We start from the raw sequence: 17505 nt of genomic DNA on the forward strand, positions 1-17505 counted from the left end.
GGGGGAGCTATTTGGAGAAAAAGAATTAAGCAGCTACCTGAACAGAATCCCACCAATCTTTAATCGTATTTTTACCGACCATCTCAGCAAGTTCAATATCAATACCTATTTTTTTCCAACGGCTATGTAGTGTCATTATGCGTATCGAATCAAGTCCAAGGAAAATCAAGTTTTCATCAACATCGACTTCATCCAAATCAACGTCCAAAATATTCGCAACATCCTGTCTCATAGACTCTAAGCTCAATTCACCAAAAGAACGTGTAGTAACACTGTCAATAAACTCATCCACAGATTTAACGCTACCGCTTCTACTAGCAACATATTTTAATGTATTCATATGGTCTTCTTTAGAAAAATCTGCAATAGCATCACCAATAACGAATGGTTTAATATCTAACATAAAAGCATCCAACGCTGTTGAAAGAATACCAATATGGCCATAAACACCAACGATGACTAACTGATCCCTTTGTTCTTCTTTCATCCATTCAAGTAAAGGCGTTTTCTTAAACGCACTATAACGCCACTTGGTATATTGAATATCCTCAGGTTGCGGTGATACCTCAGGTACTATCTCTGTATCTTGTGTCAGCCCTACCCCCCAAAAATCAGTAAGGAGTGCCCTTTCGTTTGGGTCTTGGTTAGCTGGCTGAGCAGTGTAAACTACGGGTATACCAGCAGATCTAGCACTCTCTGTAACCTTGTTTACATTCCTTAGAAGCTCAGGAACCGGAGACAATGTTTTATCAAAAAAATTGAGAAAATAAGCCTGTAAATCGTGAACTAGAACAACCGATTTCTTAGGATCTATTACCCAATCGACTTTGTTAGTTGGGAATGATTCTAACGGGAGTACTTGGTATGAGGCGATCTTAGGAATGGCCATCTAATTATCCTTATTAAGAACTATCACTGCAAAATTCAAGAGTATTTGCGCCTAACATCAGAGTGCAAATACAAGTAAGAATCGATATCATTTACACTCATTCTAAATCAAACAAGCATATGAAATCAATTGATAAAAAAGGATTGATGGAAATAAGAATCATTTGATAAATGTATCAATAAAGAAGCTATTGGAGTGTTATTGGTATGTACACATTCGCTTACCATTCACTTCAATAATATGAAAAGGGACTTCGTAAATACTGCTAAGAGTCTCTGCTTGGATAACCTCCTCAACAGAGCCATTAGCCACAACTTTGCCTTGCTTTAAAGCCACGATCTTATCTGAATAACAAGCAGCAAAGTTTATATCGTGGATGACAAGCACTACGGCTTTGTCCATATCTTTTGTTAAACGTTGTATGTTTTTCATGATTTGCAAAGAGTGTTTAATATCTAAGTTATTTAAAGGCTCATCTAAAAATATGTAATCAGTGTCTTGAGCAATGACCATGGCGATATAGGTAAGTTGACGCTGGCCTCCACTCAATTCATCAAGATATTTATTCTGTATATCATGTAACCCTAAATAGTTAATTGACTGCTCAATCATAGTTTTATCACAAAGGGTAAGTTGACCCTTTGAGTATGGAAAACGTCCGAAAGAAACCATTTCTTTCACTGTAAACCGCATATTCACTGAATTCGACTGACGTAAAACAGCTAAATTCTTAGATAAATCTTGATAACTCCAATCCTTCAAATCCTTACCATCAATAAACACGCTACCACTATCACTAGAAGCTAAGCGTGAAGCCATGGACAAAAATGTGCTTTTCCCGGCCCCATTAGGCCCGATAATAGACGTCACCTGGCCCTTTTCAAACTTAGTACTGGCTTGTTCAATAACTTGATATTTTCCATAAGCCTTTGAAATATTTTCAATAACAACCATACTTTTCTACCTTCTACCTTCTACCTTCTACCTTCTACCTTCTACCTTCTACCTTCTACCTTCTGGCTTAACGATTTTCCGCCTAAATCAGGCTATAAAAAACCTACTTCAGTAACTTTTCTAGCTCGATCTAATAAACTGGTTGAAAACTACATCACCAGTGTTGTCATTAAATTCTCTTGATACGAATACAGACCGCTGAACTTAGTACCTTTTGTCAACTCTGTAGTTAAGTCTTGAGTTAACTCTAAACTGACTCTCCCTACTCTGTTATCAATGCTACAAATTTTTACTGCATCAAAGCCAAAATAGCGACGAACCGTTGGGTAGAGTGATTTATATAAGCTTTCTTTAACAGAAAACGTAACCAATAAAGCAAGCTCATACTGTATGCTGCTCGCCTTCAAAATGTTCCGCTCTGTCTTGGTAGTAAATACATTTTCGGATTCTTGAATCACTGCAGGCGAAAATACTTCGATATCGATACCAGGCGAACAATGGTGAGGCTGTTGAGAAACCACAGCTATAGCTTTACCGTTTGTGTGAGATAAACTACCACTAAACCCCAAAGGCCATATAGGCGCTCGGTTCTGAGACGACCCCACACCAAGCTCACACCCTAGTTTTTTTAGCAATATTTGGGCAGCGTATCTTGCAGCGATATATTCCGCTCTCCGCTTCTGTACTGAAGACACTAACGAAGTAGGAAAAGGTATATTTAAATAATCAAACAAACCATCTTGATAACCATCGGAATCGAACATTATAGAGCAATAATGTAAAGTCGGATTGGACCGAACATACCCCACCTCAATGTCTTTAATAAAAGGAAGAAATGACTGCTTAGAAAGAGAGAGGGATACAAACATAATTTTCCGAATAACAAGAGTGAAATCAGGCTGCAAAACAGGTCAAAAAGGTCAATTTTTAATACAAATTTTTCAATATGAACTCAACAAAAATAGTACTAACAAAAGATATTCCAAAACACTTAACGGATCTCTGACTAAAGGTCATCTAAAAAATCGGCATTAACGAGTTCTTCAAGCTTGCGACTTTGGCTTTGTTCCTTTTCTTCTTTAGCTCTTAATTCTTTATTTCTCCGCTCCTGTTGAATTGTATCTATTCTGAGTGCGATTGATTTAGCTTTATCTTCATAGCCAAGTAAATCTATGAGAGGTAACGATTCAACCAAAATGTCATAGATATCTTCCCCTTTCTTTTTCTTGATAGAAAGTTCACTCGATAATTGAAGAGCTTTACCTGCCGCTTCATTCAACTCTTCTTTGGTTACTTCACTCTTCCATTTAACTAAAAAACGGATTTTCTGATTCATTCCGTCTTCACAATCAACCAATTCATAACCAACTTTTCCATCCTTTTCTAGAATGACCATTTTCTCTAAGGCCTCTTCTGATTGAGATATCTTTTTCAATGCAGGAGCGATCAGTCTTGATACAAATTGAACTGGTGACTTATAGGTCTCTTTAAGTATTTGGCCATCTTCCGTTTTGATACCAAAGATCACTTGTAATTTATTCAATGTAATAAAATACATTTCTTTGTCGTAGCGATAACGGCAGAGAAACTCAAAGATTTTCTTTTCATTTGGATTCGTTAAAGCTCTAAATATTTTGTTATCTACTTTAGCAAAACCGTTCTGACTTAAATTAACGATGTAAGTACTCTTTAGTTCATTATTTGGCTTAATCGCTAAAGTACCATTCTCGTATGCTACATAGGACAGTATTGGGGTATATCTGAAACTACCATTTTGCTCGATACCTAATGTTTTGGAAGCAAGCTGCTTAGATGGTTCTTTAAGTCGGGAATACAACTGCTTTTTAGGGCACCCGAACCATTCACAAAGTTTTTTCGATTTAAAACAGTACGTTGGAGCTTTATTTGCATCCCAGTCGGCTTGTTTCATCTCTGTCAGTAAAAGAGCAAATATATCCATCATTCACGCAGTCAGATCGGAAGCAGCATAAATTAAACTATGACTTTTCATGTGATAATCATAGTAATGCTCATCTTCCACTAAGATTGTCCCTAACGATTGATAAGTCATTAATAAGTCCTTAATGTATTTAGTATCAATAAGCATCCAAGTCGATAGCGTAGGCATTCAAGCCGATAGCGATAGCATTGAACTTCCTCGTAAATAGCACGCAATCATACAAAACCGATCCATTAAGTCAAAAAAATTAATATGCAATAACACATTTAAGTGATCAATAGCACATTTATAAGAAGGTAGTAAATATTAGAACTCATTATAAAATGAGATAAGTTTGAAAAAACGAATCTCATAAAATTAAAATATTTAACTGGTTTTGATTATGAAATGATAATTTTTGACCAAAAATATCCTAAAGTGAATATTTCCCATCACAAAAAGCATAAAGCTAAATAGCAATAGCATTAATGTTGATATTTTTGCTTATTTGAAAAAAATAGGCATCAAACATGATAGACAGATACTTATTTTAAGTTGCATAGCATTAAAATTGGTTCTGTCGCAAACTTTGAGCCTTTAAGTTAAGATTTGCTTAATTTCTATTCATGATACTGATTCTTAATGTTTAAAGGCTGCCACTTTCCCTCTGAAGTTATTCTCGAAACCGTACGTTATTATCTCGCCTATAAACTCAGTTATCGTGAAATTGAAGAGATACAATTAGAGCGCGGAGTCGTTGTGGATCACGCGACTATTAATCGTTGGGTTATCAAATTTACACCAGTATTGGAGCATAGAGCGAGGCGTAGAAAGAAGCCGGTTTCTGACTCGTGGCGTATGGATGAAACCTACATCAAAATAAAGGGGAAGTGGGTCTACTATTACCGAGCCGTCGATAAATTTGGAAATGTGGTCGATTATTATCTTAGTCAGAACCGTGATGAGGCCGCTGCTAAAGCCTTTCTGAATAAGGCCATTGCACAAAATGGCTTACCAAGCAAAGTCGTCATAGATGGAAGTAAGAGTAACTACGCGGCCATTGATTCGATGAATGTTCAGCTTTGGTTGACGGGTTATTTTATGCTCTCACTGGTAGAGATTTTGGACATTAAATATCTGAACAATATCGTTGAGCAGAGCCACCGTTGGGTGAAGCAGAAAACACGTCAAGCACTCGGTTGGAAGTCAACGGAAGGAGCTTTGTCCAGTTTGCATGGGCGGGAAGTGTGGACGATGTTGAAACAAGATCAGATAGATATTGAAGGCCAGACGGCCTTTGAGCGATTCTACGCACTCGCAGTATAATTGTATCTGTCGGATGGTACTGTCACACTTCTAACTAGATTTGCGACAGAACCATTACGCAACAAAGCCGCTTTTACTTGCCACGACGAGTTATCATGCTGTATAGAACCAAGATAATACTAGGCTCCCGTCAGGATAATACGACCATAGGTTAGGGATCACATTGACCTTTGAGGATGTCAAACGAATGAGTTTTAGGATGGTTGTCTCATGTGAGATAAGGGAAGAAAGTTTATAGGTTTATAAATATCAGTCAGCTCATGTGTACTTGAAATGACAAAATGAACTGACTGACTTCGAGTTAATGATTTTCAAAATGCATACAAGGTTCTACTTACTTTTTCCGCCCAGAACCATATTGTTGGCAGTTATGTACATCATTTCATGGTAGTGAGCAACAAACCTCATCACACCAGTATCCAGTTCTCCACGATGTCTCTCTTCATCAAATATAACGTCTTCGCCAAGCATATCCTTTACGAAGTTCATAGCAGATAAAATTGTCGAAAGTGTTTCACCGTTCAAGCCTTGCTCAGTAAGTAATAACTCTTCATCAAGCTTTTCATAGACTAGTTTTGCTAAATTTATATCAGCGATACGCTTTGTCCAATGCTTAAAGTCAGGCCTCTTTGTTAATACAGCCTTATGCTCTCCAAATAATAAAAAATCGATACTCAACTTATGTCCAACAGCGACCTCAACAATGTTGTCTAATGGAACCTTATCTCTTTTTTTCCAAGTAGCGATAGTCTGTTTGGCAACTCCTAATTTTAAAGCTAGCTCTTGATCTGATGTTGTTCCTAGGCTTGAAGTAAGCCTACTAAGAACATCATTTGCTGCAATATGAATCATAGTACCCTCCCGAAAATTTCATACTGAACTTGACATTTCATTTTGAACCATTAAAGTACTCATTATGCGAACCGAAAGTGCAAAACGAAAATTTAAGTTATTACTATAGCAGAGAGGCTCAAAATGAAAAGTCAAATTAACCTAAACAATTCGAACAATGATCTATACACCAAAGTAAAAGCTGGTTTTCTCCTAAAGGGAACGTCTTTGCATCGCTGGTGCATAGACAATGAAGTAAAAAGGCAGGCCGCAGCACAAGCTTTAAAAGGTATCTGGAACGGCCCAAAATCCAACGAACTCAAGCAAAGACTGACTGAGGCCGCAGGCCTAGTGTCAATGGAAGATGAATGATCTAATGAGGGGGTTACTATGAAAACCACGAAAGAAAAATACGCACAAGAGAAAATTATGGACATTCTGCTGATGCTAAATGTCGTTGAAGCAAGAAATGTGCTTGATGCCATATGCCAATCTCTAGGTCAGAAAACTCCAGCATTCAAGAAGAGAGCAGGCCAGAAGAGCAAAATAGAGTTAGACCGAGAACTCTATGAATTTATCTTGTCTTTAGACTTAGAGTTTATGACCCAAGGCGATGTTCTAGTTGCCTGTATAGATAAGTTTGGAAAGGAACGCTCACCTTCAAGAACATCACTTAATAGAGCATTCAACAATGGTGTGCTCTTAGCCAGAAAGGACATAAATCATGAAGAGTAAATTTCAGAGTTCTATAACAGGGTATAACCTGAAGCCGACACGATTTGCACTCGATCTTCTTGAGTTTATGGTTTCTCAAGGAGTTGAAGGGACAAGCTTAAAGCAGCTAGGCGATCATACTGGCATCCCTAGAGCAAGTCTTCATCGTTACTTACAAGTTCTTGTCGATAGCGGATGGGTCGATACCGTTGGAGGGCAGAAATCGATGTTATGGAAACCTTCTAACCATTTCATCAAGTTAGCGTTCAACTACAGAAATGCTGTACGTAAGCAAGTAGAGGCCATTGGGTCTGAATTTAAAGATTTGACGGGTGAGGAGCTATAGATGTCAGATGAAATGAAAAAATTAGCATCAGCGCAGCAAGCATTAAGTGATGCAAAAGAAATCAATGCAGCGGAAGCTCTTTCAATATCTCAATCTGAGGGTGAAAGACTGGGTGAAGCGGTGGATTTTGGTGCGCTACTTGGTCGCGCTCAAATGGCAGAGAGACTGTCAAAAATTACCGACGCTGTGAGTTTAAGTGCGCTTAAGGAAATCAAAGAATCCAAGCAATACAAGGCTTTGAAAGGAATTACCTTTGCAAAAAGCTCGACAGTCGGCAGTAATTTAGTCGTTCTAAGAGGGACATGGGAAGAGTTCTGTGAAATCTATGGTAGCTCAAAATCGACAATAGACGAACGCTTAAAGAATCTGGATGTCTTTGGTGAGCAAGCTTTAGAGTCAATGCACGCAATCGGTATGACGACAAGAGACTTACGCCGCTTGCGTAAACTCCCACAAGAAGATTTGACCACCATTATTGAAGGTGAAGAAGTCAAAGTTCAAGACCGTGATGAAGCCTTAGAAATCATTGAAGAGTTGTCTGCGAAACATCGTCAAGAGAAGCAGTCACTTCAAAATGAGGTCAATAGCTTGGCGCAAGAAAAGCAGTCTAATGAACGCTTACTTATTGATAAAGATAAGAAAATAAACAGTTTATCTAAAAAGTTAGATAAGCCTCTGTCACCTGCGCAGACTCGCCAGAAAGAAGAAGAGCTGAACAGTCAATTGTTAGAGCAATTGAATATTGCGGCACTTGCGGTAGATAGCGGTTTAGCGCGTCTTTTTGATGCAATTCAAACCATTCAAGACAATGACCACCCTATCGATATTGATCAAGCGTGTGAAGATACACTCTTTCGAGTGTTAGAACGTTTTCTAAGCCTTTCTGGGGATATGGGTATCGCTGCTCATGTCATGACGCATTTAGAGCAATGGCATGAAGAGAGTGCTTTGCTGATGGATAGCGAGGGTTAATCCACTATGAATGCACTTGAGCTAGAGCGAGCACAATACCTCACGCGCTTAATGGCTGAGTTAGACAGTGCAGGACGTGGTGATAAAGGGACAATTGTTCAGCGTGCCACGGAGCATCTGTGTATCTCGAAAAACAAGCTGTATCAAGAGCTTGCTGAGTTAGGTTGGGTATCGGGTCGCAAGAAACGCACTGACAGTGGTGAATTAGCACTAACACGCTCTGAAACTGAATTGCTCGCTAACTTGATGCGTCAAAGCGAACGAGACAGTGGTAAGCGACTAATGACCATTCGTGATGCAATTGATATTGCACTGGCAAATAAGCACCTTACTAGGGATGTCTCTGAATCCACGGTCTTACGCGCCTTCAGTCGTTTTCGAGTTCACCCTAACCAGTTGAATGTAATGGAAACCACAACAAGTCAACGTTCATTACACCCGAATCATGCGTGGCAATTCGATGTGTCTATTTGTGTGCTGTATTACCTCAAAGGTGGGAAAGGCTTGCGAGTCATGGCAGAAGACGAGTTCTACAAGAACAAGCCTAAAAACCTTGATCGTATTGTGAATGAACGTGTGCTGCGCTATCTCGCTACTGACCATTACAGCGGTGCTTTCTTCTTGCGCTACTACGTGGCACCAGGTGAAAACACAGAGACCATCACCAAGTTTTTATTTGAAGCTTTTTGTGAGCGTAGTACGAATGAATTGATGTATGGCGTGCCTAAGTTGCTTATCTGGGATGCAGGCTCTGCCAACATCGCGCACCAAACACGCCATATGCTGGACATGCTTGAGGTCAAACACATCGCGCATACGCCTGGTCGCCCTTGGGCAAAAGGTCAGGTGGAATCAACCCACAACCTTGTCGAGTGTCGCTTTGAGAGTCGCCTTGCTTTTATCACGATCAACTCGATTGAAGAGTTAAATCAATACGCTATCAAGTGGTCTATTGGCTTCCAATCGTTGAAAGCACATAGCCGACACAAAAGCAGTCGCTTTGGATTGTGGCAGACCATACGGACGGAACACTTACGTTTAATCAATAACATAGAGTTGGTGAAAAGCATGATGCAGCAAACCAAACCAGAGGTAAGAAAGGTACGTCCTAACGAGTTGAGTATCAGCTTTGCACCGAAAGGCTATGCGTCATTGGATTATTCGTTAACACATATCCCCCACATTATCGCAGGGGATGAAGTCAAAGTGTTTGTGAACCCATATAAAGCCCCTGCCATTCGAGTGATTAGCATGGACGAACAAGGGCGAGAGCACACGCATGAAGCATTGCCCATTGAACGTGATGCCGCTGGGTTTAACTTACAAGCCCCGATTATCGGTGAGCAGCACAAAGCCGTTCGAGAAACGCAATCAGACATTAACCGTAAGCGACTTGATACCGCTGCATGGGGCACGGACAACCCACGAGCGATTAAGAAAGTTCGTAAAGGGCGTACGCCCGCCTTCGATGGTGCCATTAATCCAATGGCTGACATTGAGCAACAATCAACGCCGTCGTTCTTATTAAGAAAAGGCACCACCATGGATATTGAAGGACAAGCGTTAACGGAGCATAAAACAACGTTTATAGGGGCTTTAAACCGCCTTAAAAAAGCCCTCAACCCATCGAGAGAAGAATTGACAACCCTTAGGGCTGTATTGAAGCAAAAACACCCTCAGGGAGCCTCTGAGCGCGAATTACAGATATTTATTGAATTGTGGGAGCAAGAAGCCAATGAGCACACTCAGAACGCGGCTAGATGAGGCAGGGTTAACCATCCGCTCGTTAGCTGACTATTTAGTGATGAATTACAGCACGGTTTACAAGGCCGTTCGTCAAAATGAACCGCCAAAGCGACAAGCAGAAGAATTTAAACAGAAAGTGAATGCGTTTTTCGTATCACAAGGGCTAGAGGGTATAAGCGGTTGGTCATTGGCTGCAACCAATGACCAACCTAAACCCCAGCAAGAAGAAATCAATCAGGACATCGAACTGGAGAACCAAATGCTAACACAAGAAGCCATGAAACACTTCAAGCTATTCAGAAACCCGTTTATCAACGACATTCGCGCGGTTCGTGACATCTTCATGAACGAAGATACCCGTTACGTACTGGCAGCAATGAAAGACGTGTCGCGTAATCAGGGCATTCTAGCGGTTGTGGGCGACTCAGGCGCTGGGAAAAGTGTTCTACGCCGCCTATTGCTGGATGAATTGCACAATGACGGAGATATCTCTGTTATTCAGCCCAAAATCATTGATAAAACGCGTGCCACGGCAGCGGGTATCTGTGATGCCATCATTAACGATATCAGCAGCGAGACACCGAAACGCAGCATGGAAGCCAAAGCACGACAGGTTGAACGCCTCTTAATGACGGCCTCGAAAGGTGGTCAACGACATGTACTGATTATTGAAGAAGCGCACGATTTGACTATCCCTGTGATGAAGTACCTTAAGCGTTTCTGGGAGTTAGAGGACGGATTTTCTAAACTCCTTGGGATTTTACTTGTGGGTCAAACAGAGCTGTTTCACCGCCTTGACGAACGCCGCCATTATGAGCTTCGAGAGTTTATCCGCCGTTGTATGGTGGTCGAAGTCCCACCACTGGAACATGATATTGAAGCCTACCTAAGACATAAGTTTGAACGTGCTGGCTGCGACTATAACAAGATCATGGACAGCAGCTCAGCCCCTGCCTTAAAAGAGCGCTTAAAGACTCGACGCACCAACTCAGGGAGCCTTGTGTACCCTCAGATTATCAACAACCTCATCACCAAGGCGATGAACCTTTGTGCTTCTTTAGGTGAAGACAAAGTGACTGACGATATCATTAAGGAGCTATAAGCATGAACATTCAAAATCAAGAAGGTGTAAGAGCAGTCTTGCTCACTGAGTGGAACGCTGTAGACATTGAAGAGTATGCGTTCGGTAACATTGAACTCGTGACTCAACTCATCAATAAATGCGAAGACCTGCATGAAATTGATGCAAAAGACTTAGGCCACGCTTTGTCTGCGAGCCTAGAAATCATCAACGCAGTACGTCTGACTAAGGAGCAATAAGTATGGATACGCAATCAAACAAAACAAACGTTGATATAGACCTCAGTTGGACGCAGCTTCACCAATATTCAGACGAGCTGCTATTGGGAAGTCCTACATCGATGATTGAGGATGGAACGGCAATACTGACTTTGTTACAGGATTACTTATTGCACGTTCATGCTGCAAATCAACTCCAACACACCCCTATCGAAGGGCTGACAGGCTGCTTGCAAGTCGCTGAAGGTTTGATTCGTATGGGGAATGAAATTCGATGCTATCAAGACCGCACGGGAGAGGTTTAAAATGAAAAAGCCACTTCTTAGCGCCGCTGAAAGTCACGAACTTGCTTGTCGTGTGTCCGCTCTGGGAGCTAAGCAAGTGCTTGAGCTTTTGCGCGAACTACAAAATCAAGCATTCGACCATGAAAATAAGACAAAGCAATCATTGACACATTAAATTAGCTCAAGGAGATATGATGAGTAATCCAAATGCTAAGCTCCACTCTTTAGGTACGGCTGAATATTCATTTAACGAAGCGGATTTAATTGAAGCAAAAGCTAGCTTTGATAGAGCTAAGTTGGCTTTTACTCGCGCACGGAGTGCATTTAAGAATGCTTCAATCGCTCTTGAGCGTTCATCTGCAACTCTGGCTCTAGTTGGCTCAGAAGGAACAAAAGCTATGCGAGAGCAACAAGCCGCCGCTAAAGTTGAACTTGTAAAAGAATTGCTCGTTAGTGACCGAGCGATATCAGTACCAATCGATTTGCTTAAAGAGCTTGAACGATTTCTCAGGGAGAAAGTCGCCCTGAAATATCGTCACCCCAAAAAAACTCAGCAACCAAGTACTTGTGATTTTGAGATCCTGTATGCCAAATTTGAATCGATGTATGGTGAAGATTTAACTTAGTGCTAAATCTTCACTGATTACACCATCATGCCCTTTTCTCAAAAGGGCATTTCTCCCTCTACCGCGTTCTAAGCGTTTTTAAGCAACAATAAGAACATTCCCTCATCTAGAGTCACTTAAGCTAACAGTAGGCCATTTGAGCTGTGTTAAAATGCTATTCCTCGTCATTCGTTGGCTTTGATTATCTCCCTTTCGCCTTGAATTCAATATTCCCTACTTAGCCAATATAAAAAACCCGCGTTATTTTCACTCATTCACCAAAGCGCATTATTGTGAATGTGTTGGTACATGAGGAGACAGAGTCTCCTTTGGTAACTGAGGGTGGATTCCTCTTATCTCTTCCCTCAGTTACCCATTATTAACGTAATAAGACAGCGGCAAACCACTGTATTCAATGCCGTATTTTAGAGAGGTAATCATGATATCTGTTGAGAAAGCAATGCCGCACATTGCAAAAGCTTTAACTGAAAACCCTGATCTATTTAGCTTTGATGAACTCGACGGGGGTGATGTGTCTTATCCCGAGTTGCTTGAAGGGCTTCATGATGTTTTTGAACATGTTCTACAAAAACACGGCATCGATAACTCTGGGCTTACTTTTCAACTTGTTTTTGAGTTGATGCAATACGGTGGTGGTGTCCAGCTGTATATCCCAAAACCAGATTCCATTGTGAAGACCATCCTGAATAAGCTGATCGCAAAGGAGTTCGATGGGAGTAACTTTAGTGCACTTGCTCGACGCTATTCATGCTCAACAAACCAAGTAAGGAGAATCGTCAATGCAACTAACCAATGAACAACACCAACATGCCGTGTCTTTATTATCACCAAGTTCTAGAGTGATGCTTCAGTGTTTGGAAGAAGCTATCAACAACAAGAAAAATAAGCCTGATGCACTGAGCATCTTAATAGATATAACCGAAAAAGTAGGTGGTTCAATTGATTACGTGGCTAGAGGTAGGAAGTTACAAGCTTACTTAAGAAATATCGCTTTAGTTAACGACTACCAATCAGGTATGACCGTCAATCAACTTTCGAAGAAATACAATCTAGCCTACAACACCGTGTACACAGCAATTCGAAAGTCTAATATCAAAAAAGGATAATAAGTGATGTCATTACAAGAACTGAAAACCGCTTTGCAAGAAGCCAAAAATGCATACACAGCGAAAGAGTCTGAAATTAAAGGTCACATCGATGAAAAGCGAACTCAAGAGTCACGCCTCAAAACACTAGGTTCTCAACTTCATTCAAAACAAACAGAGCTGCGTAACGCACTCTCTCAATCGAGTGCAGAAACGCTGACCACAGAACTCAATGCACTCGAATCACAAAAGCAAGCTTGTGAAACGTTGATCAACAACATTTCTAACTACCTAAAAGGTCAGGCTAATAATGAGAAAACTCAAGCGTCCGAGCGTATCGAAAGCGCAGAGAAGGCTTTATTACTTTTTGTCTACAAAGACATTAAAAGCCAATTAAATATCCTATCTGATGAGCAAAAAGAGCTACTGAAAGACTTTGTCGTGATAAGCACAACGCTTTCAAGCTCTCTTCCTGGCAGTCCTCGCCCATCCTACTACTTAGGTTCAGCTTTTGATGCTCTATATGGTCAATTAAAAGGCCCTGAATTTAGAGCGCATCAAGCCAAGATGTTAGCGAAATACGCGCTATAACTCGCCTCATTGTATGTTCACTTTGCTCTAAACCAAGGAGCGTACCATGAGAACCGAGTCAACAATAGAAAGCTTAAGTTACCACCATCAAGTCGGTAACCTATACACAATCAATAAGGCCGCAACATGAAGCATGAATTTCAACTTATAGATGGCATTATGTGGAACGAGAATAACTGTAAGCAAGTAACCTTACGCCCACTCGATGAGAACACACACAAGCAGATTCTTGACTTGGTAGATAACCAGCTCAGCCACTTAGAAACACAACCTGATTTTCACTTGGTTAATGATAGCCATCGCCAAGGTTTAAAAGGTTACATGACGTTAAATGAGTGCGCCGCCACTTCTATCTCGCATATTGGTAATGATGCGGTACAGATGACGTTTGGCGAGTTATGCCAACTCAACATCAGTGCGCAAGATTGGAATCGTATTTTGACTGCTAACCTTGCATTGGCTGAATTTTATGGTGAGGACGAAATCGACACCATGATGGCATAAGGGTTGAAGCTCAATGCGAGATTCAACCATTGACCATGACGTCCGTTTTAACTAGCTATTACTAGTTCGAGGCTTTTATGACCCAGAAACTGAAAACCGAAATTACGATAGACCTTGCAGGTAACTTATCGGATAAAGCAAAGCGATATGGTAACTCTATGTCCGACTTTGCAAAAAAAAGCGACAAGGCCATGGCTATGATGAATCAATCTGTTAGGGCTGCGAGTAAAGGTATAGATTCATTAGGTAATAGAACGATTATCGGCCTTGGTGCTGCGGGTTTTGCATTTGAGCGTACATTCATTAAGACAGCCGCTAATTTTGAAACCCTAGCCGCTTCAATGCAAAGCATTATGGGTTCAGAAAGTGGTGCTGCTAGTGCTCTAGATTGGATTGAAGACTTTACACAATCAACCCCCTACGCATTAGATGAAGTTACCCAATCTTTTATTCGACTAAAAGCGTACGGACTTGACCCAATGGACGGGACAATGCAGGCGATCGCTGACCAAGCCTCTAAAATGGGGGGAAGTGCTGAACAGGTCGAGGGTATCGCAACGGCATTAGGTCAAGCGTGGACAAAGGGGAAACTCCAAGCTGAAGAAATGAACCAGATGCTTGAGCGAGGTGTACCCGTTTATGAGTATTTGCAAAAAGCGAGCAAAGACCTAGGTAAAAATTTTGGGAAAGGCTTTAGTACCGCCCAAATTCAAGAGATGGCTAGCAAAGGCCAATTAACAAGGTCTGCAATTCAAGACTTGATACATGTCATGGGAGAAGAGACAAAAGGTTCAGCAGAACTACAAATGAAAACATGGAGCGGCATGATTTCAAACATGGGTGATCATTGGTCTCTATTTCAAAAAGATGTCATGAATAGCGGTACATTTGACTTGCTCAAAGATGAACTTGGGGAGTTCTTAGGTATGCTTGATCAAATGAAATCTACAGGGGAATATGACAAGCTTGTAGAAACAGTTGGTCAAAACCTAGTTGACTCGTTTAGAACTGCCGCAGAGGCCGCTAAGGGGTTAAAAGACGTAGGTGATGGTTTGTTACCAATATTAAAAGCCGTAGGGACAGGCGCACAAGCAATAAGTGATGCTGTAGGTGGTTACGGGAATTTAGCGAAAATCTTAGCGTCAGTATACGCGTTGAATAAGGCTATCTCGATAAGTGCACCAATCATCAAAGGTGGAGCTGCCGCAGGAGGTTGGATCTATGATAAAGCATCAGGTAAGAAAAAAGGCCAAGGGGTTTTAGCTAGTGGATTATCTAGTTTGAGTGCTACGCCAGTATTCGTTACAAATTGGCCTGGTGGTGGCGGCTATGGTACGCCTCTGATTCCAGATTTAAGTCCTGATTCTAATGACACTAAAAATACCAAAACAAATAAGTTTGGTAAGTTAATCGATGTGGCTGGTAAGGTTTTTATCACGGGCTATGTAATGGAAGAACTTTTCGGTGACACCGAAGTTGCCCAGAAAATGAAGAAAACCACTCTTGCTGATGTTTTTCCCAGTGTGTTCGATTCCAATACAAAAGAGCGAGAAACAACAGGTGATAAGGTAAGGAAGCAAATTGAGCAACAGTTACCTTCTTATGTAACGGGTAATTATAATCAATTCCAGCCTCAATCTAACTATCCAATGGGAGGAGATCTAAGAGTTAAAGTTGATGTGAGTGATGACCGTGTTAATACATCAATAGAATCTAGTTCTCCGTCAATTAAGATTGACCCTGATACTGGTACTAACTAAAGATACTAACGTCTTACATGGTGGGATTTACGTTTCACGCGGTAGGATTGTGGAAAATTCATTTATCTTGAAATTTTACGAGTATTATCTCGGCTCCGCACATCATGCACATTCGGCAGGTAACTGGTATGGGCCGTATACTATAAGCAGTGTTGGTAAAGTGATTGAAGGAATACACAAAGTTACCATTACCGTTAATGAACCTGTAAATACTGGTTGTGCTATCAACGATAGTACTAAAACGATGAAAAATGCATCCGATAACTATGTACACGTAGACGGAATGCTCTCTGTCTCTTTAGCTGCGCAGGCTCAAAAAAAGAAAGTGATGGTTTATTTTCCGAATTCCATCTGTTACCAATCAGGTTTAGATTTATGGGGAATTAAAGTTTTAACCGATTGAGTAAAAAATAAGACATGTCCCTCAGATTATATGTCTGAACTGTGGATTCTTTCTTAAATAATTAAGGCTTCGGTTAGAATCGAAGCCTCCCCGTATCCCAGGCGGGATTCGGGATTGTTGCAAAACCAGATTTTCTAATCCACTGCAGTACTAATTACGTGACAGTGCGACAACCTCTAGCTTCTTCCTGTATATGCTTATTGAATGGTCAGAGAGGAACTTTTTATAAGGAAGCTTACCTATTAAAACAGCTTTGAGCCTAAACAAGAAGGAAACTGAGTAAAGTAATTGTACATCTTCATATTCCCCTTTCTTGCAATTTGTCAGATAACGCATATTTCCACCGTGAATATATCCACTAAACTTAGCTAGCAAAAACTCTTTTGCTTTGGTACCTATCCATGGGATAAAACCAATTCCTGTACTCAATGCTCCAATTGCTACTCCATTAGGCGGCAACATTGTCACTGAATCCGCTGCATTAACAACACGATAAATAGGTGTTTTTATTGTGGAAATCCATTCTTTGTCTCCAACTCTCGGGGCTCCAAATGTATAACAGGCAGCAATACCATGGTTGAATTCTAATCTCTTTGCTGCGATGGTTGCTAGTGCTCCTCCCAGGCTATGGCCTGTAATAAAGAGAGGTTTATTGTCAGTTAGATTAAGAAGACCTGTATTGATTTCATCTTTTACAGATTCAAAAGCTTTATGAAAGCCTTCATGAACTCTACCTAAAGTCTTGCATTTTGTTATCTTGGCGTTGGCATCAGATTTTATATCGTTGAGGCTTGTTGCTTCGGTTCCTCTGAATGCTAATACATAAGAGATAGGAGTTTCTACCAGGATAGCTTGGGTTCCTAGCTTAGTATCAAATGTTTGTATTAGTTTTGATTCATTTAAAGTGTTTAACTCATTTACTAATCTGTTTTTTTCTTCCTCATGATCCCAAAGTAGTCCTTCCATTATAGATATTGCTTTTACTAAATTCGTATTTTTTGATTCATTAACAATATTCTTCAGAGCTTCCTCTAATCCCAACTTTTGTAACTTGCTTGGAAGGGCTGGATTAAACCTTATATATGCTAGCTCAGAAAAAGTAGCCATCAACCAAGCGGTTCGGTCACTGTACGCTTGGCGATAACTTGGTAAATTTAGACTCAATAAAGTAGCTTTTGTGTCTACTTCATTATTGACGTTGTTTAATATACTCATACTCAACCACCTGCTTTGCAA

General features: G+C 40.6%; 23 protein-coding genes. 17 read left to right on the forward strand and 6 right to left on the reverse strand.

Annotated elements, in window-relative coordinates; genetic code table 11:
- Nucleotides 1–25 precede the first annotated feature (25 nt).
- The 4 genes from M4S28_RS26010 to M4S28_RS26025 all read right to left on the reverse strand — a co-directional run bounded on the left by M4S28_RS26010 (nucleotide 26) and on the right by M4S28_RS26025 (nucleotide 3806).
- Nucleotides 26–889, reverse strand: coding sequence for an isochorismatase family protein (locus tag M4S28_RS26010; protein WP_011154672.1), 864 nt, complete (start codon nucleotides 887–889; stop codon nucleotides 26–28).
- A 198-nt stretch (nucleotides 890–1087) separates the two neighbouring features.
- Complete coding sequence (locus M4S28_RS26015) at nucleotides 1088–1843, reverse strand: iron ABC transporter ATP-binding protein (RefSeq protein WP_249633776.1); 756 nt, start codon at nucleotides 1841–1843, stop codon at nucleotides 1088–1090.
- A gap of 149 nt (nucleotides 1844–1992) precedes the next feature.
- Entirely contained in the window at nucleotides 1993–2712 is a 720-nt protein-coding gene (locus M4S28_RS26020; RefSeq protein ID WP_249633777.1) for a 4'-phosphopantetheinyl transferase family protein, read from the reverse strand.
- A gap of 137 nt (nucleotides 2713–2849) precedes the next feature.
- Entirely contained in the window at nucleotides 2850–3806 is a 957-nt protein-coding gene (locus M4S28_RS26025; protein ID WP_249633778.1) for a replication initiation protein, read from the reverse strand.
- Nucleotides 3807–4424: 618 nt separating this feature from the next.
- Between M4S28_RS26025 and M4S28_RS26030 the strand changes: the two genes are divergently transcribed.
- Nucleotides 4425–5108, forward strand: coding sequence for an IS6 family transposase (locus M4S28_RS26030; RefSeq protein WP_249633779.1), 684 nt, complete (start codon nucleotides 4425–4427; stop codon nucleotides 5106–5108).
- Nucleotides 5109–5438: 330 nt separating this feature from the next.
- Here M4S28_RS26030 and M4S28_RS26035 read toward each other — a convergent pair whose 3' ends face one another.
- The gene (locus M4S28_RS26035) at nucleotides 5439–5960 is read right to left on the reverse strand and encodes a helix-turn-helix transcriptional regulator (RefSeq protein ID WP_249633100.1); all 522 of its coding nucleotides are present in this window, start codon (nucleotides 5958–5960) and stop codon (nucleotides 5439–5441) included.
- Nucleotides 5961–6083: 123 nt separating this feature from the next.
- On the opposite strand from M4S28_RS26035, the gene M4S28_RS26040 reads away from it, so the two are divergent.
- From M4S28_RS26040 to M4S28_RS26115, 16 genes are all read left to right on the forward strand, one after another.
- Nucleotides 6084–6311, forward strand: a complete 228-nt coding sequence (locus tag M4S28_RS26040) for a hypothetical protein (RefSeq protein WP_249633099.1) — start codon at nucleotides 6084–6086, stop codon at nucleotides 6309–6311.
- Nucleotides 6312–6329: 18 nt separating this feature from the next.
- Nucleotides 6330–6674, forward strand: a complete 345-nt coding sequence (locus M4S28_RS26045; protein ID WP_249633098.1) for a primosomal protein — start codon at nucleotides 6330–6332, stop codon at nucleotides 6672–6674.
- Complete coding sequence (locus M4S28_RS26050; protein WP_249633097.1) at nucleotides 6664–6999, forward strand: helix-turn-helix domain-containing protein; 336 nt, start codon at nucleotides 6664–6666, stop codon at nucleotides 6997–6999. Before M4S28_RS26045 ends, M4S28_RS26050 begins: the two co-directional genes overlap by 11 nt.
- Nucleotides 7000–7971 carry a hypothetical protein gene (locus M4S28_RS26055; RefSeq protein ID WP_017096339.1) on the forward strand — a complete coding sequence of 324 codons (972 nt, stop codon included), beginning with the start codon at nucleotides 7000–7002 and terminating at the stop codon, nucleotides 7969–7971.
- A 6-nt stretch (nucleotides 7972–7977) separates the two neighbouring features.
- On the forward strand, nucleotides 7978–9735 hold the full coding sequence (locus M4S28_RS26060; RefSeq protein ID WP_249633096.1) for a transposase: 1758 nt from the start codon (nucleotides 7978–7980) through the stop codon (nucleotides 9733–9735).
- Nucleotides 9707–10819, forward strand: a complete 1113-nt coding sequence (locus M4S28_RS26065; RefSeq protein ID WP_249633095.1) for an ExeA family protein — start codon at nucleotides 9707–9709, stop codon at nucleotides 10817–10819. The genes M4S28_RS26060 and M4S28_RS26065 overlap by 29 nt, the downstream gene beginning before the upstream one ends.
- A 2-nt stretch (nucleotides 10820–10821) precedes the next feature.
- A complete protein-coding gene (locus M4S28_RS26070; protein ID WP_249633094.1) occupies nucleotides 10822–11037 on the forward strand; it encodes a hypothetical protein in 216 nt (71 codons plus the stop codon).
- A gap of 2 nt (nucleotides 11038–11039) precedes the next feature.
- The gene (locus M4S28_RS26075; RefSeq protein WP_249633093.1) at nucleotides 11040–11321 is read left to right on the forward strand and encodes a hypothetical protein; all 282 of its coding nucleotides are present in this window, start codon (nucleotides 11040–11042) and stop codon (nucleotides 11319–11321) included.
- A gap of 1 nt (nucleotide 11322) precedes the next feature.
- Entirely contained in the window at nucleotides 11323–11475 is a 153-nt protein-coding gene (locus M4S28_RS26080; protein WP_249633092.1) for a hypothetical protein, read from the forward strand.
- A 19-nt stretch (nucleotides 11476–11494) separates the two neighbouring features.
- Complete coding sequence (locus tag M4S28_RS26085; RefSeq protein ID WP_249633091.1) at nucleotides 11495–11926, forward strand: hypothetical protein; 432 nt, start codon at nucleotides 11495–11497, stop codon at nucleotides 11924–11926.
- Between the two features lie 418 nt (nucleotides 11927–12344).
- Entirely contained in the window at nucleotides 12345–12722 is a 378-nt protein-coding gene (locus tag M4S28_RS26090) for a Mor transcription activator family protein (protein WP_249633090.1), read from the forward strand.
- Nucleotides 12706–13032, forward strand: a complete 327-nt coding sequence (locus M4S28_RS26095) for a Mor transcription activator family protein (RefSeq protein WP_249633089.1) — start codon at nucleotides 12706–12708, stop codon at nucleotides 13030–13032. Before M4S28_RS26090 ends, M4S28_RS26095 begins: the two co-directional genes overlap by 17 nt.
- Nucleotides 13033–13038: 6 nt before the next feature.
- Complete coding sequence (locus M4S28_RS26100) at nucleotides 13039–13602, forward strand: coiled-coil domain-containing protein (RefSeq protein WP_249633768.1); 564 nt, start codon at nucleotides 13039–13041, stop codon at nucleotides 13600–13602.
- A 126-nt stretch (nucleotides 13603–13728) separates the two neighbouring features.
- The gene (locus M4S28_RS26105; RefSeq protein ID WP_249633088.1) at nucleotides 13729–14106 is read left to right on the forward strand and encodes a 6-phospho-beta-glucosidase; all 378 of its coding nucleotides are present in this window, start codon (nucleotides 13729–13731) and stop codon (nucleotides 14104–14106) included.
- Nucleotides 14107–14183: 77 nt separating this feature from the next.
- On the forward strand, nucleotides 14184–15866 hold the full coding sequence (locus M4S28_RS26110) for a tape measure protein (protein WP_249633087.1): 1683 nt from the start codon (nucleotides 14184–14186) through the stop codon (nucleotides 15864–15866).
- Between the two features lie 49 nt (nucleotides 15867–15915).
- Nucleotides 15916–16269 carry a hypothetical protein gene (locus M4S28_RS26115; RefSeq protein WP_249633780.1) on the forward strand — a complete coding sequence of 118 codons (354 nt, stop codon included), beginning with the start codon at nucleotides 15916–15918 and terminating at the stop codon, nucleotides 16267–16269.
- Nucleotides 16270–16419: 150 nt separating this feature from the next.
- Here the strand turns inward: M4S28_RS26115 and M4S28_RS26120 are convergent, their stop codons facing one another.
- Complete coding sequence (locus M4S28_RS26120) at nucleotides 16420–17484, reverse strand: lipase family protein (RefSeq protein ID WP_249633781.1); 1065 nt, start codon at nucleotides 17482–17484, stop codon at nucleotides 16420–16422.
- Between the last annotated feature and the right edge of the window lie 21 nt (nucleotides 17485–17505).

Origin of the sequence: Vibrio sp. J383 (assembly GCF_023503985.1) — a bacterium.
GTDB classification, from domain to species: Bacteria; Pseudomonadota; Gammaproteobacteria; order Enterobacterales; family Vibrionaceae; genus Vibrio; species Vibrio splendidus.

Coding starts and splice junctions, on each gene's coding strand:
- M4S28_RS26010 (WP_011154672.1), bottom strand. CDS start 889: ATGGCCATTCCTAAGATCGCCTCATACCAAGTACTCCCGTTAGAATCA.
- M4S28_RS26015 (WP_249633776.1), bottom strand. CDS start 1,843: ATGGTTGTTATTGAAAATATTTCAAAGGCTTATGGAAAATATCAAGTT.
- M4S28_RS26020 (WP_249633777.1), bottom strand. CDS start 2,712: ATGTTTGTATCCCTCTCTCTTTCTAAGCAGTCATTTCTTCCTTTTATT.
- M4S28_RS26025 (WP_249633778.1), bottom strand. CDS start 3,806: ATGATGGATATATTTGCTCTTTTACTGACAGAGATGAAACAAGCCGAC.
- M4S28_RS26030 (WP_249633779.1), top strand. CDS start 4,425: ATGTTTAAAGGCTGCCACTTTCCCTCTGAAGTTATTCTCGAAACCGTA.
- M4S28_RS26035 (WP_249633100.1), bottom strand. CDS start 5,960: ATGATTCATATTGCAGCAAATGATGTTCTTAGTAGGCTTACTTCAAGC.
- M4S28_RS26040 (WP_249633099.1), top strand. CDS start 6,084: ATGAAAAGTCAAATTAACCTAAACAATTCGAACAATGATCTATACACC.
- M4S28_RS26045 (WP_249633098.1), top strand. CDS start 6,330: ATGAAAACCACGAAAGAAAAATACGCACAAGAGAAAATTATGGACATT.
- M4S28_RS26050 (WP_249633097.1), top strand. CDS start 6,664: ATGAAGAGTAAATTTCAGAGTTCTATAACAGGGTATAACCTGAAGCCG.
- M4S28_RS26055 (WP_017096339.1), top strand. CDS start 7,000: ATGTCAGATGAAATGAAAAAATTAGCATCAGCGCAGCAAGCATTAAGT.
- M4S28_RS26060 (WP_249633096.1), top strand. CDS start 7,978: ATGAATGCACTTGAGCTAGAGCGAGCACAATACCTCACGCGCTTAATG.
- M4S28_RS26065 (WP_249633095.1), top strand. CDS start 9,707: ATGAGCACACTCAGAACGCGGCTAGATGAGGCAGGGTTAACCATCCGC.
- M4S28_RS26070 (WP_249633094.1), top strand. CDS start 10,822: ATGAACATTCAAAATCAAGAAGGTGTAAGAGCAGTCTTGCTCACTGAG.
- M4S28_RS26075 (WP_249633093.1), top strand. CDS start 11,040: ATGGATACGCAATCAAACAAAACAAACGTTGATATAGACCTCAGTTGG.
- M4S28_RS26080 (WP_249633092.1), top strand. CDS start 11,323: ATGAAAAAGCCACTTCTTAGCGCCGCTGAAAGTCACGAACTTGCTTGT.
- M4S28_RS26085 (WP_249633091.1), top strand. CDS start 11,495: ATGAGTAATCCAAATGCTAAGCTCCACTCTTTAGGTACGGCTGAATAT.
- M4S28_RS26090 (WP_249633090.1), top strand. CDS start 12,345: ATGATATCTGTTGAGAAAGCAATGCCGCACATTGCAAAAGCTTTAACT.
- M4S28_RS26095 (WP_249633089.1), top strand. CDS start 12,706: ATGCAACTAACCAATGAACAACACCAACATGCCGTGTCTTTATTATCA.
- M4S28_RS26100 (WP_249633768.1), top strand. CDS start 13,039: ATGTCATTACAAGAACTGAAAACCGCTTTGCAAGAAGCCAAAAATGCA.
- M4S28_RS26105 (WP_249633088.1), top strand. CDS start 13,729: ATGAAGCATGAATTTCAACTTATAGATGGCATTATGTGGAACGAGAAT.
- M4S28_RS26110 (WP_249633087.1), top strand. CDS start 14,184: ATGACCCAGAAACTGAAAACCGAAATTACGATAGACCTTGCAGGTAAC.
- M4S28_RS26120 (WP_249633781.1), bottom strand. CDS start 17,484: ATGAGTATATTAAACAACGTCAATAATGAAGTAGACACAAAAGCTACT.